The 12870-nt window shown below is 75.6% G+C and carries 13 protein-coding genes and 1 pseudogene; 8 read left to right on the forward strand and 6 right to left on the reverse strand.

Features of this window, described 5'->3' with window-relative positions; all coding sequences use genetic code 11:
• Positions 1-84 precede the first annotated feature (84 nt).
• Entirely contained in the window at positions 85-1068 is a 984-nt protein-coding gene (locus tag ACGF13_RS23240; protein ID WP_392878040.1) for a S1C family serine protease, read from the forward strand.
• A 91-nt stretch (positions 1069-1159) separates the two neighbouring features.
• Here ACGF13_RS23240 and ACGF13_RS23245 read toward each other — a convergent pair whose 3' ends face one another.
• Positions 1160-1756 carry a GNAT family N-acetyltransferase gene (locus tag ACGF13_RS23245; protein ID WP_392878042.1) on the reverse strand — a complete coding sequence of 199 codons (597 nt, stop codon included), beginning with the start codon at positions 1754-1756 and terminating at the stop codon, positions 1160-1162.
• Between the two features lie 282 nt (positions 1757-2038).
• Between ACGF13_RS23245 and ACGF13_RS23250 the strand changes: the two genes are divergently transcribed.
• Together ACGF13_RS23250 and ACGF13_RS23255 are read left to right on the forward strand one after the other, a co-directional pair.
• Positions 2039-2407 (forward strand): RNHCP domain-containing protein, encoded by a 369-nt coding sequence (locus ACGF13_RS23250; protein ID WP_392878044.1) that lies wholly within the window; start codon positions 2039-2041, stop codon positions 2405-2407.
• A gap of 28 nt (positions 2408-2435) precedes the next feature.
• On the forward strand, positions 2436-2864 hold the full coding sequence (locus ACGF13_RS23255) for an RNHCP domain-containing protein (RefSeq protein ID WP_392878046.1): 429 nt from the start codon (positions 2436-2438) through the stop codon (positions 2862-2864).
• Between the two features lie 204 nt (positions 2865-3068).
• Here ACGF13_RS23255 and ACGF13_RS23260 read toward each other — a convergent pair whose 3' ends face one another.
• Both ACGF13_RS23260 and ACGF13_RS23265 read right to left on the reverse strand, forming a co-directional pair.
• Complete coding sequence (locus tag ACGF13_RS23260) at positions 3069-3530, reverse strand: hypothetical protein (RefSeq protein WP_392878048.1); 462 nt, start codon at positions 3528-3530, stop codon at positions 3069-3071.
• Positions 3531-3536: 6 nt separating this feature from the next.
• Positions 3537-4100 carry a universal stress protein gene (locus tag ACGF13_RS23265; RefSeq protein WP_392878050.1) on the reverse strand — a complete coding sequence of 188 codons (564 nt, stop codon included), beginning with the start codon at positions 4098-4100 and terminating at the stop codon, positions 3537-3539.
• A 149-nt stretch (positions 4101-4249) separates the two neighbouring features.
• Between ACGF13_RS23265 and ACGF13_RS23270 the strand changes: the two are divergent.
• The 3 genes and pseudogenes from ACGF13_RS23270 to ACGF13_RS23280 form a co-directional block, all read left to right on the forward strand.
• A pseudogene (locus tag ACGF13_RS23270) lies at positions 4250-4444 on the forward strand (oleate hydratase); the annotation flags it as partial.
• A gap of 23 nt (positions 4445-4467) precedes the next feature.
• Positions 4468-4815 carry a GntR family transcriptional regulator gene (locus ACGF13_RS23275; RefSeq protein ID WP_392878052.1) on the forward strand — a complete coding sequence of 116 codons (348 nt, stop codon included), beginning with the start codon at positions 4468-4470 and terminating at the stop codon, positions 4813-4815.
• On the forward strand, positions 4812-5825 hold the full coding sequence (locus tag ACGF13_RS23280; RefSeq protein ID WP_392878054.1) for a DUF1648 domain-containing protein: 1014 nt from the start codon (positions 4812-4814) through the stop codon (positions 5823-5825). Before ACGF13_RS23275 ends, ACGF13_RS23280 begins: the two co-directional genes overlap by 4 nt.
• A gap of 75 nt (positions 5826-5900) precedes the next feature.
• On the opposite strand, the gene ACGF13_RS23285 is transcribed toward ACGF13_RS23280, so the two are convergent.
• Complete coding sequence (locus ACGF13_RS23285) at positions 5901-8732, reverse strand: hypothetical protein (RefSeq protein WP_392878056.1); 2832 nt, start codon at positions 8730-8732, stop codon at positions 5901-5903.
• Positions 8733-9046: 314 nt separating this feature from the next.
• On the opposite strand from ACGF13_RS23285, the gene ACGF13_RS23290 reads away from it, so the two are divergent.
• Together ACGF13_RS23290 and ACGF13_RS23295 are read left to right on the forward strand one after the other, a co-directional pair.
• Positions 9047-9814 carry a hypothetical protein gene (locus tag ACGF13_RS23290; RefSeq protein ID WP_392878058.1) on the forward strand — a complete coding sequence of 256 codons (768 nt, stop codon included), beginning with the start codon at positions 9047-9049 and terminating at the stop codon, positions 9812-9814.
• Between the two features lie 164 nt (positions 9815-9978).
• Positions 9979-10818 carry an SAM-dependent methyltransferase gene (locus tag ACGF13_RS23295; protein ID WP_392878060.1) on the forward strand — a complete coding sequence of 280 codons (840 nt, stop codon included), beginning with the start codon at positions 9979-9981 and terminating at the stop codon, positions 10816-10818.
• A 54-nt stretch (positions 10819-10872) separates the two neighbouring features.
• On the opposite strand, the gene ACGF13_RS23300 is transcribed toward ACGF13_RS23295, so the two are convergent.
• Positions 10873-11550, reverse strand: coding sequence for a response regulator (locus tag ACGF13_RS23300; protein WP_392878209.1), 678 nt, complete (start codon positions 11548-11550; stop codon positions 10873-10875).
• Positions 11551-11555: 5 nt separating this feature from the next.
• On the reverse strand, positions 11556-12755 hold the full coding sequence (locus ACGF13_RS23305) for a sensor histidine kinase (RefSeq protein WP_392878062.1): 1200 nt from the start codon (positions 12753-12755) through the stop codon (positions 11556-11558).
• Positions 12756-12870: the final 115 nt, after the last annotated feature.

Consider the following 12870-nt stretch of genomic DNA (forward strand, 5'->3'; position numbering starts at 1 on the left):
GCGGGGCGCGGAAGACGGGGCGCCCCGCCGTTGTTGGCATCTGGTGCCATCGTGGGAACCGCGTCCGCGAGAGGGGTGAGCACCATGGCCGACACGCTCCCCGGGCCGGGTCCGGCCCCCGAGGCGCGGGCGCCGCTGGACGCCTACTCCCGGATCGTCACGTCCGTCGCCGCGGCGCTGACCCCGCGGGTCGCCGCGCTCCAGGTCCCCCGGCGCGGCCGGGGCGGCTGGTTCAGCACCGCCCTCGGCTCGGCGGTGGTCTTCACCGAGGACGGGTTCCTGCTCACCAACGCCCACGTCGTCGGCCACGCCGACGCCGGGACGCTGGCCTTCGCCGACGGCACCGCCTCCCCGTTCCACACCATCGGCGCCGACCCGCTCTCCGACCTCGCCGTGCTGCGCGCCGACGGGCCGACCCCGACGCCGGTCTCGCTCGGCGAGGCGACCGGTCTGCGGGTCGGACAGCTGGTCGTCGCCGTCGGCAACCCGCTGGGCCTGGCCGGGACGGTCACGGCGGGCGTGGTCAGCGCCCTCGGCCGCTCGATCCCGGCCCGTTCCGGCAGCGCGGTGCGGGTCATCGACAACGTGGTCCAGACCGACGCCGCGCTCAACCCGGGCAACTCCGGCGGCGCGCTGGCCACCGCGGACGGCGAGGTGGTCGGCATCACCACGGCGGTCGCCGGCAACGGGCTCGGCCTAACCGTGCCGATCGACGCCACCAGCCGCCGGATCGTCGCGGCCCTGCTCGCCGACGGCCGGATCCGCCGCGCCTACCTCGGCCTCGCCGGGGTGCCCGCGCCCCTGCCGCCCGCCCTGCGCCATCGCACCGGGCAGCGCGGCGGCCTGCGGATCGTCGAGGTGGTGCCCGGCGCGCCCGCCGACCGCGCCGGGCTGCACGCGGGCGACCTCCTGCTCACCGCCGCCGGCGAGCCGATGGACAGCGCCCAGGCCCTTCAGCGGCTGATGCTGGCCGACGCGATCGGCCGCCCGCTCCCGCTCACCGTGCTGCGCGGCGAGGCCCTGGTCGACGTGCTCGCCGTCCCCACGGAGCTGCCCGTCGACGACTGACCGGGCCCCGGGGCCACCACTACGCGCGGGCCCCACCGACCTCACCGCCCGTCTCGGCCGGGCCGCCACCGGTGCCGCCGCGAAGGCACCGCTACGCGCGGGCCCCACGCCGCATCACCCAGAGCGCCGGCCCGCCCCCCGGCAGCCGGACCTCCTCCAGCACCTCGAAGCCGAAGTGCCCGTAGAGCGCGAGGTTCTCCTCCTTGGAGGACTCCAGGTAGACCGGCAGCCCCTGGGCGTCGGCCTTGGCCAGCCCGGAGCGCAGCAGCGCGGAACCCTGCCCCCGGCCCTGGGCGACGGGGTCGGCGCCGATCACCGCGAGGTACCAGTGCGGCTCCTGCGGCACGTTGTCGGCGGCCGCCTCGACGGACCGCCGGAACGACTCGGCCCGGTCGCCGAGCGGCTCGACCAGCTCCCGGAGCGTCTCCTCGTCCGGTACGGCCTTGTCCTGCGCGTGCGGCGGCACCCAGAACGCGGCCGCGGCCGCCGTCCGCTCGCACACCCCGTGCCGGACGTACTGCCGGGTGAACAGCGTGGTGAAGTAACCGCCCAGCCCCGCCTGCCGGGTGGCCGGGTCGGGGAGGAACCAGCACATCATCGGGTCGTCGGCGAAGGCCAGGGCCAGTAATCGACTGACTGACGACGCGTCATCGAGGGTCGCCGGCTGCGGCGTGTTGGTCATCTGCACACGGACATCCTGCGCGCCCTTTATCTCCGGCCCGGTGGCGAGGGTGGCTGCGGGCGGAAATAACCGTTGGTGCCCGTGCGATCGGCGTGGCTAGGCTGACGCCGTTCCGTTCCGTACCGATCGACCCGGGCCACCGCCCGACCGGAGAGGGTGTCTTCATGTCCCGGACCGCGCCGAGTGCGCCTCGCCACACCGCCTGACGACCAGGCCTGACGAACCGTCGAGGCCACTCGGCCTGCTCTTGCTGTCATCGCAGAAACCCCTCAGCAAGGAGCACCCCGGGTGTCCAGCACCTCCAGCACTCCCCCCACTCCGAAGACCTCCACCTTCGCCTGCGCCTGGTGCGGTCTGACCGTCTCCACCTACGCCGCCGACGGCACGCGGCGCAACCACTGCCCGTCCTGCCTGCAGTCGCGGCACGTCCTCGACCAGGTCGAGGGCGGCCCGAGCGACTGCCGGGGCCGGATGTCGCCGATCGCCATCGCCGTGCTGCGCACCGGCGGTTGGACGGTCGTCCACCGGTGCGTGCGCTGCGACGAGCTGACGTCCACTCCGGTCTGCACGGACGACAACCAGCTCATCCTGATGCGGATGGCCGTCCGGCCGCTCGCCCAACCGCCGTTCCCGCTCGAAGCGTTCGGCACCCTCTGAGCCGCGCACGGAAGAGGGGAACCGAAACATGCCACGACGCAAGAACACCGGCGGCCGGAGCCGACAGGGCCGCCGCCCTCAGCGGTACAAGGACGTCCTGCACGAGCAGGGCGGCCACCGGGCGAACGCCTTCCGCTGCGTGGACTGCCGGCTGGACGTCCCCCTGGACGCCCCCGGCACCGCGCACCGCAACCACTGCCCGAACTGCCTGGCCAGCCGTCATGTCGACGGCCGGAGGCCCGGTGACCGGGCGGCCGGCTGCGGCGGCCGGATGGCCGTGCTGGGCCTGTCGGTCCGCGCCGACGGCGAGTGGATGATCATCCACCAGTGCCTGTCCTGCGGCGAGTTGAGCGCCAACCGGATCGCCGGGGACGACAACGCCCTGGCCCTGGTCCGCCTGGCCCTCGAACCGCTGCGGGACACCACCCTGGCCCACCGCGTCCTGCTCGCGCTGTAGGCCGGGCCCGCGGCTCGACCGGGGCGCGCGGGGTGGTCGCGGCGGGCCCGTCCGTACGGGCGGGCCCGCTGTCCGAACCGGCGACCACTCCGCGCGCCCGGGTCGTCTGCCTCCACCGGTTCGCCGGGGACTCCGGATACCGGCCGGAGCCCCGGTTCCCCGGTGAGGTCCGTCCGTACGGGCGGACCGTCCTTGGGCGGCGCCTCAGCGCGGGCCGTCGAGCCGTGGGTCGACAAGCCGCGGGCCGTCGAGCCGTGGGCCGTCGAACCGCAGCGGCGACACCCGTACGGTGCGGCGCGGCAGGGCGGTGGGCAGGGACGCCAGCAGGGCGGTCGCGGTGAACATCGCGTAGTGCCCGGCCTCCGGCCACGGGCCCGCCCAGCCGAGTTCGCCGTGGCGGTGCTCGGCGAAGGCGTTGCAGCAGAGCCAGGCCGCCAGGCCGATCAGCGGTGCGGCCCCCGGCCGGGAGCGGTGCCCGACCAGTCCGCACAGCGCCAGGTAGCCGAGGTACGGCAGCGGCCCGGAGTGCAGTTCGCGCAGGACCGCGAGCGCGAGTGCCAGTGCGCCGCCGCCCAGCAGCGCCACCGTGCCCGCGGTGGGGGCCGAGAGGCGCTCCAGCACCGGGCGGTAGCGGTCGGCGCCGGGGCGGGCCGAGTACATCCGCACCGCGGACTACCGCTTCGCCGCGAGGGCTTCGCGCGCGGGGCCGGCCGACGGGTGCCGCCGGGCGCGGCGGTGCGCGGACTCCAGCCGGTGCAGGGCGTGAAGCAGTTCGGGCACCGGGACGGTCAGCACCGGGCAGCCGGCCTTCCGGGCGCAGTGGCCGGGCACCGAGCGCCGCAGCCGGCGGCGCAGCGGGCCGCCGCTGCGGCCGAGGACCAGCAGGTCGTCGGGCCGGTCGGCGACGTGCAGCAGGGCGGGGCCGGCCTCGCCGCGGATCACCACCGGGTGCAGCGGCACCCCGGGGTCGGTGCCGCCGAAGGCCGCGTCGAGGGCGTCCCGCAGACGCTGTTCGGCGGCCTCCCGGACGGCGGCGAGCAACGGTGGGCAGGGCGAGCGCCGGTAGCCGTGCTCGCCGCCGGGCGGCTCCCAGGCGAGCACCGGCACCAGGGCTGCGCCGCGCTCGCGGGCCTCGGCGACGCCGCGGTGCAGTGCCGCGAGGCTCCCCAACGACCCGCTGACCCCGACCACCACCCTGGGTGCCGTGCCGCCTTCGTGCCGCCCGTTGCCGTGCATGATCCGTCCTCGTGTGGTCGCGTTCTCCGTCGTCCTCCACCCAACCGCCGCCGACGGGGCTGACCTGCTCTCCTTGACGCCTTCCTGACGTCCCTGGGGTCGTTCCCAACGCTCTCCATACGCGGCGCACCCGGCCGACCTGGACGGTCAACCGCCAGCCACACTTCAGGCAGCAGCCCGCCGACCGGATCGTCGTCCGGGTCTACTCGCCGTTCGTCGACCGCCCCGGCGACTTCGTGCGCGAGCCGATGCAGGACTGCACCGGCGAGGAGACCACCCAGGAGTGGCCGTACCACCTGGGCGTGCCGGTCGGGGAGATCCCCGAGCAGTCGCAGGTGACATGAATGGTGCTATCGTCAGTAGCACCATGTTGCTGAAGCTGGACATCGGGGACACCCGACCGCTGCACGAACAGGTCGCCGGCGCGATCAGACGGGCCGTCGCCGAGGGCGAGTGCGCCCCCGGGGACAAGCTGCCCCCGGCCCGGGAGCTCTCCCGGGCGCTGGGGGTGAACACCAACACCGTCCTGCGCGGGCTGCGCACGCTGCGCGACGAGGGGGTGCTGGAGTTCCGCCGGGGCCGCGGCATCACGATCGCGACCGGCGCCGACACCCGCTCCGAACTGGTGGACCGGGTACGGCAGTTGGTCGAGGATGCGGCCCGGGCCGGCTACAGCAGGAACGATCTCGTGGACATGATCAGGGGGCTGTCGTGACGGACGAGGGGACGACTTCGACGAGGGCCGCGGCAGAGCGGCCGACGCACCGCGGTGCGGTCTGGGCGGCGGCGACCTGGTCGGCGGGCGTGCTGGCCCTGCTGATCGCGCTGCCGCTGGTGGCGCGTGACCGCCTGCCCGACCCGCTGGCCACCCACTGGGGCGGACGGGAACCGGACGACTCGATGTCGCTGACGGCCGCCGTGCTCTTCCCTGCGGCGTTCTGGGCCGTCCTGGTGCTGACCGCGGTGGCCCTGCGGCGGTACCGGGGCAACCTGGCGCCCGGCGCCGCGGCGACCACGCTGGCGGCCGGCGGGGTGCTGCTGACGGGCGCGCAGGCCTCCATCGTGCACGCCAACCTGGACCGTGCCCGCTGGCAGGACGCAGCGCCGATGGGCATCGAGGTGGTCCTGATCCTGCTGGCCACCGGCCTCGCCGGGCTGCTCGCCCGGCTGGCGAGCCGCCGCTACGGCGCCCGGCCCGCGCCGCGCCCCGCGACCGGGGAGCCGGCGCTGGAGGTGCCGCCGGGCGCGCACCTCGTCTGGCTCTCCCACGCCGCCAACCCGTGGCTGCAGCTGACCGCGGCGGTGTTCGGGCTGGCGGCGGTGGCCGTGGCGGTGGCCGCCACCAGCGGGGTGGCCGACGTGGGCCTGCCGCTGGTGCTGCTGCTCGCGCTCCCGACCCTCACCGTGCTCGTCTGCTCCTCGGTGCGGGTACGGGTGACCGCCGCCGGCCTGACCGTCGGCTTCGGCCCCTTCGGGTGGCCCGCCCGCCGCTGGTCCCCCGCCGAGCTGGAGTCCGCCCGCGTTGAGCGGCGCACCGCCGCCCAGGCGGGCGGCTGGGGCTACCGGATCAACGGGCTCGGCACCACCGTGATGCTGCGCGGGGGCGCCTGCCTGGTGGTCCGCACCCGCCGGGGGACGGACTTCGCGGTCAGCGTCGACGACGCCGAGCGCGGGGCGGCCCTGCTCAACGCACTGATCGCGCGCACCCGGCAGCCCGCCGGCTGAACCGGCGGTTCGGCGGTTCGGACAGCGGGGCGGCCCGGTCGTGGTGACCGGGCCGCCCCGCCGTTCATGCCACCGTCAGGACTCCCCCGCGCGCAGTTCGGTGGCGATCTGCCGCCGGCCGGCCACCAGCGTCTCCAGCACCACCCCGAGGCAGGCCACCAGCGCCAGGCCCACCGTGGGCAGCAGCACCGGCGGCGCCGCCGGATCCAGGGCGTGGCCGGCCCCGGCGCCGACCAGGGTGGAGAGGTCGAAGGCCGACCCGAGCAGGACGGCCGCCGCCACCGCGACCAGCCCGCCGCCGGCGGCCGCCACCAGGGTCCTCGGCAGCGCCTCCACGAGGATCAGCGCCAGCCCCTGCCGGGGCCGCAGGCCCATGGTGCGCAGCCGGGCGAGCACGGCCGTACGGTCGGGCGCGGCGCGCAGCAGCGTCAACAGGACCGCGAGGACGGCGAATCCGGCACTGGCGGGGGCCGCGTACCAGAACAGCCGTCCGGCGGCCTGCTGCAACGGGTCGGCGGCGAGGTGCCCGGCGTACTCGCGGCTGCTGCCCACCTCGTAGGCGGGCGGCAGTCCGTGGCTGCCCTTGCCGGCCGCCGCGGCGGCCTCCGCGACCCGCTTGGCGCTGCCGGTCGGCTGGACCACGCCCTGCTCCCGCAGCAGCGCCCTGACCCGCTCGGGGTCGACGGCGCCGACGGCCAGCCACCCGGTCGCCCGGCCGAGTTCCGGCAGGCGCTCCACCGCGGGACCGGAGGGCACCACGACGAACGGCAGGCTCGGGTCCGGCAGCGCCGGGGTCGCGGTGACGATCCCGGCGACGGTGGTGCGCAGCTCGTTCGCGGTGGACAGGTGCACCGTCGGCGCGCCGGCGGCCAGCCGGTCGGCCAGGTTCCGGCTGAACAGCGCGGGTACCGGGGTGTCCGGGCCGCCGGGGGTGCCGGCGAGCCTCGCCGGGTCGAAGCCGCCGACGCCGAGGGTGCGGGCGATCTCGGCGTACGCGGCCGGCTCGGCGACCACGAGGGTCACCTTGGTGTAGTTGTTCGAACCGGCGCCGACGAACAGGGCCCTGCGGTCGACCCGGATCCCGGTCGCGCTCCGGGTGCCGGGCAGCGCGCCGGCGACCTCGAGGAACCGGTCCGGCAGGGTCGCGTAGTCCGGGACGGACACGGCGACGTCGCCGCCGGTGGCGATGCGCGCGGCGCGCAGCCGCCCGTGGTCCACCGAGTCGAGCACGGTGGCGCCGAAGCCGGTCGCGGTGGTGGCGATCAGCAGGGCGAGCAGCGGCAGTGCGCTGGGCCGGCGACGGCCGGAGGCCTCGCGGGCGGCCCGGGCGAGACCGAGGAAGCCGATCAGTCCCCGGCCTCGGCCGACGAGGGCGGCCAGCCGACCGAGCAGCAGCGACTCGACCCGCGCCAGCAGCAGTCCGCCGGTGACCGCGAGCAGCAGCGGGGCGGCGACCAGCAGGGGGTCCACGGCGGCGCCGGAGTGGCCGACGCCCCGGCGGCGGGCCTCGGCCACCGCCGCGACGGTGGCGGCCAGCAGGGTGAGTTCGCCGATCGGCCGGCGCCACCGCCCGGCCGTCCGGGGGCGCGCCCAGAGCAGCGCGGCCCTGGCCGGAAAGGCCAGCAGGGCGAGCAGAGTGGTGGCGAGGCCGGCCGCCGCCGCGGCGCCCCACCGGGGTGTGGGCAGCAGTACCAGGGCGAGCGCCGCCCCGAGTGCGGCGGCGGGCAGGACGGTCACCGCGCCCTCGCCGAGCAGCCGCAGCAGCACCCCGCCGAGCGAGCCGCCGCGGGCCCGCAGCAGCCGGAGTTCGGCGGCGCGCCGGTCGGTGGCGAGGACCGCGGCCAGGCAGAGCACCACCACGGCGACCCCGGCGGCCCCGGTCGGGCCGATCGCGCTCAGCGCCGTCGCGGCGCGGTAGCGGTCGGCCGCCTCGGTGAGGACGTCGGGCAGGAACGAGCTGACCCGCAGGTCGGCCCGCCCGGTCGCGGCGACCAGGGCGTCGTTGTCCGGTCCGGCGAGCAGGTGGGCGACGCCGGCCCGGGTGCGGTCCAGCCGGTCGGCGCGCAGCGGTGCGGGGTCGACGGCCAGCCGCCAGAAGTTCTGGACGTTCTCGCCCCAGGCGGTCAGCGCGGCCAGACTCGCGCCGTCGACGAGCCCGGTGAAGCTCAGCCAGTCGTCGCCGTACTGACCGAATTCCAGGCAGGGGCGGCCGGGGCAGCCGAGGTCGTCCCAGAACGGGTCCAGCGGGTCGTCGACCCGGTAGATGCCGGTCACCACGCTGGTCCGCCGGACCGCGCCCTTGCTGCCGCTGTCGACGACGTCGCCGACCCTGATGCCGATCATCTCGGCGGCCGTGCGGCTCACGGCCATCGGCAGCGGCGCGCCGGCCGTGGCGGGGCCCGGCCAGCTGCCCTCGATCAGGGTGACGCGGTCGGCGAAGCCGTCCAGGTACATCAGGGAGAGCCGCGGGGGGACTTCGGCGTTGAGCCGCGCGAAGTCCGGGTTGTACACCTTGTCGGCCGCGGTCCGGGTGCCGTGGGCGTGGCCCGGCGCGGAGAGCGGCAGCTTCCCGCCGAACCGCGCGGCGAGCTCCCGCTGGACGGCGTCGAGGTCGGCGGCGGTGTCGGTGGGGCGGCTCCTCGCGACGGCCTGCAGGCTGGTCGCGTGGATGCCCTTCTGCCGCACGTGGTCCCGCAGGGCCGCGTCCGCGCCCCGGTCCGCGAGGCGGGGGACGGCCACGGAGAGCAGGACGGTGACGAACGCGAGGGCCGCCATGAGCAGGGCGGCCGCCGGGTCGGCGCGCAGCCGGGTGCGGACCCAGCGCGCCGGGCGGTGGGCGGTCCCGGGGGTGCCGGGGGTTCTCGGGGTGCCGGGGGTGGCGGCCCCGGTGGTCAGCGTCTCCTGCACGGGGCGAGATCGTACAGATCAATTCCGGTTCGGTCAGGCGCGGTTGGGCTGGTGGGAGCCGCTCCTCGGCGACCTCGGCGGTGAGTTGAACCGAACGGGTGCGCGCAGCCGTGAAAGATGGTGCCCCGGGGAACTCCTGACGGTCATCGGGGGCGTAAACCGCTCAAATCGGTGGTGCTTCGAACGCTGATGCGGGTACACCAGTTGACGGTCGCTCAGGTGTGTGGCGGCGCCCGTCCGCACCGCCCACCCCGTCCCACGCGGCCGGAGGACCAGCGGGCCCGCGGGCCCGTGCGAAAGGCAAGGAGGCGTCCGTGACTCACGACTCGCCCACGCAGAACTCCCCCGGCGTCCGGTGGAGCATCCAGGACGTTCGGACCATCGCGATCCTGCGCCTCGGCGTCGGCCTGATCGGCATCCTGCTGCCGCCGGCCCTGCCGTTCGGCAACTGGCTGTCCGCCGTGGTGACGGGGCGCAGCACGGACGGCTTCTGGCCGGTCTCGATGAGCGCCTCGTACTACACCGACACCCGGAACCTCTTCGTCGGCGGGCTGTGCGCCCTCGGGGTGTTCCTGATCTGCTACCGCTTCGACCGCAGGGACGACCGCTGGAGCACGGCGGCCGGCTTCTTCGCGCTCGGGGTCGCGCTGTGCCCGACGTCCGCCGGGGGCGGGTCCGGTGTCCAGCGCACCGTCGGGGTGCTCCACCTGGTCTTCGCCGGCCTGCTGTTCGTCATGCTGGCGATGTTCTGCCTCTACTCCTTCCGCAACCCACGCTCCGCCCAGCCCGCCCGGGTGGGCACGGCCTACCTGGTGGCCGGGGTGGTGATCCTGGCCGCCCTGGGGCTCTCCGTCCTGGCCGGGGCGACGGGCATCGGCTCGGACTGGTCGGTACGGCCGCTCTACCTGGGCGAGTGGCTGGCGACCTGGGCCTTCGGCATGGCCTGGATCGGCGCCGCACTCGAACTCGCGGCGCACGGCCGCCGGCCCTCCTCCGACCGGGGCGACACCGGGACCACCGCGCTCCCCCGGCAGTCGGACGCCGCCGCGTCCGACCAGCGGCACCCCGAGGCACAGGCCTGAGAGCCGCGTCCGAGAGTCGCGCCTGCGAGTCGAGTCCGAGAGTCGAGCCTGAGAGTTGAGCCTGAGGGCTAGTCATCTCATCACACTGGAAGACCGTTACCATGCGCACCATGGGCCGCTGCCACCGCGGCCCATGACGAATGCCCAGCAACGGGAGAGCGAGCATGGCGAACGAGATCCGGGTCGAGCACGGTCCGCACGAGGATGCCCCGTCGGTGAACCTGCGGACGGACGTTCCGCACTCCGCCCGCGTCTACGACTACCTCATCGGCGGCAAGACCAACTTCGAGGCGGACCGGGTCGCGGCGCACGCCTCGGTGCAGGCCTGGCCGTCGCTGCCCATCTCGATGCGCACCACCCGCGACTTCATGCAGCGCACGGTGCGCCAACTCGCCGAGCAGTACGGCGTGCGGCAGTTCCTCGACATCGGCACCGGCATCCCGACCTCGCCGAACGTGCACGAGATCGCCCAGGCGATCGCCCCCGAGGCCCGGGTCGCGTACGTCGACAACGACCCGATCGTGCTGACCCACGCGCGGGCCCTGATGGACAGCACGCCCGAGGGCCGCACCTGTTACGTGGACGCGGACTTCCGCGACCCGGAGTCGATCATCGGCGACCCCCGGCTGCGCGAGGTGCTCGACTTCTCGCAGCCGGTGGCGCTGTCGCTGATCGCGATCGTCCACTTCGTGCTGGACGAGGACGACCCGCAGGGCATCGTGCGCCGCCTCATGGACGCCCTGGCACCGGGCAGCTTCCTCGCCCTGACCGTCTTCACCGGGGACACCGACCCGGTGGGGGTCGGCGGCGTCGGCCGCGAGTACAACGCCCGCGGCATCCCGCTCCAGATCCGCGACAAGGCCGAGACGGAGGCCTTCTTCGCGGGCTACGAGCTGCTCGACCCGGGGGTCACGCTGGTGCACCACTGGCGGCCGGACGCCGGCGCCGCGCCCGTCCGCGACCAGGACATCGCGATGTACGCGGGCGTGGCCGTCAAGCGCTGAGCAACCGGCGCCCCACGACCGGTCGCGGAATCGTTCCCGCGGTGGCGGGCCCGGTCAGCCGGACACGGAGACCAGGCCCGCCTCGTACGCCAGGATGACCAGTTGCACCCGGTCCCGGGCGTCGAGCTTGGCCAGCAGCCGGGTCATGTACGTCTTGACGGTCGCGATGCTGAGCACCAGTTCGGCGGCGATCTCGGAGTTGGACAGGCCCCGGCCGACCAGGGTGAGGATCTCCCGCTCACGCCCGGTGATCGCCGCCAGCCGCCGCTCGGTGGCGGTGCCGGAGGCGGTGCCGGTGATGGCGGCCGTGGCCGGAGCGGCGGCAGCGGCGAAGGCCCCGATCAGCCGCCGGGTGACGCTCGGCGCGATCAGCGCGTCCCCGGCGGCGACCACCCGCACCGCGCCGAGGATGTCGTCCAGCGCCATGTCCTTGACCAGGAAGCCGGACGCCCCCGCCTCCAGCGCCGCGTACACGTGCTCGTCCTCGTCGAAGGTCGTGAGCACCACCACCCTGGTCGGCCCGCCGTCCGCGGTCACCAGCCGGGTGGCCTCGATGCCGTCCATGCCTGGCATCCGGATGTCCATCACCACGACGTCCGGCCGCAGTTCGGCGGCCAGCCGGACGGCCTCCGCCCCGGTGCCCGCCTCGCCGACCACCTCGACGTCGGCCGTCTCCGCGATCACCATCTCCAACGCGGCGCGCACCAGCGGCTGGTCGTCGGCCAGCACCACCCGGATCACGCGCCCGCCTCCCTGATCGGACCCGGCACGGGCAACCGGGCGGCCACCCGGAAGCCGCCCCCGGGCAGCGGCCCGGCCTCGAACTCGCCGCGCAGCAGGGCGACCCGCTCCCGCAGCCCGGCCAGCCCGAACCCGCCGCCCGGCCCCTCCCCGGAGCCACTGCCCCGGTCGGTGACCTCGACCGACAGCTCCCCCGCCGCCCGGTGGTCCACCGTGACCACGCAGGCGCCGACGTCCGCGTGCCGCACCACGTTGGTCACCGACTCCTGGACGATCCGGAAGGCCGCGAGGTCGACCTCCGGCGGCAGCGGCCCCGGTTCGCCGTGCCGCCGCACCTCCACCCGTACCCCCGCGGCGGTGGTCGCCCCGGCCAGCCGGTCGAGGTCCGCCAGGCCCTGCGGCACCGTGGCCGAGGCCTCGCCGTCGGCCCGGCGCAGCACGACCAGCATCCGGCGCAGCGCGGCCAGGGTCTCCCGTCCGGCGGTCTCGATCTCGCCCAGCGCCTGCTTGGCCCGCTCCGGCCGACGGTCGATCACCCGGCGGGCGGCGCCGGCCTGGAGGGCGACGATGCCGAGGCTGTGCGCGACGGTGTCGTGCATCTCGCGGGCGATCCGCAGCCGTTCGGCGGTGACGGCCTCCTCGGCCACCCGGGCGCTGAGCACCTCGGCGTGCTCCCGGTTCTGCCGCACCGAGCGGCCGACCAGCCAGGCGACCAGCCCGAGCAGCGCGGCGCCGTCGGCCGAGCCGATGTGGGTGCCGGTGAAGATGCCCACCGTGTCGCCGTGCACCATGCCGATGTGCAGCACCAGGAAGGCCATGACCAGCGCGAACGCGGCCCGGGAGCTGCGCCGCGGCCGGGTCGCGGTGATCAGGCAGAGCGCGGTGTCCACCGCGAGCAGGGCGCCGGGCGGCACCTGCGCGCCGCCGGCCCAGCCGTCGGCCTCGGTGAACGCGGCGACCACCAGCAGGAAGACGGAGAGCACCGGCAGCCGTCGTACCAGCGCCGCGCCGGCGAAGGCCACCGCCGTGTCGGCCAGGGTGAACGCCCAACCGCCGTGGGCGGCGGCGCCGGGGTGCTGCGAGGCCTGGCCGCCGAGCCGGACGGCGGGGTAGCCGGCCGCCACGCACCAGGCGAGGCCGACCCAGACCTCGGGCGGAACCCGCCGGAGCAGCGGCGGGGAGGGGGGTGAGGGCATGGTCCGAGATCGTAACGACGGTCCGGGACCCCGTCATCCAACCGTGGTTGTACGGCCCCGGGTGGCCTCCGGGTGGCCCGCGGTGTCGACACCGGTCCGATGTGCCCGCCCCACG

Origin of the sequence: Kitasatospora sp. NPDC048286, from assembly GCF_043201735.1 — a bacterium.
Classification (GTDB): domain Bacteria; phylum Actinomycetota; class Actinomycetes; order Streptomycetales; family Streptomycetaceae; genus Kitasatospora.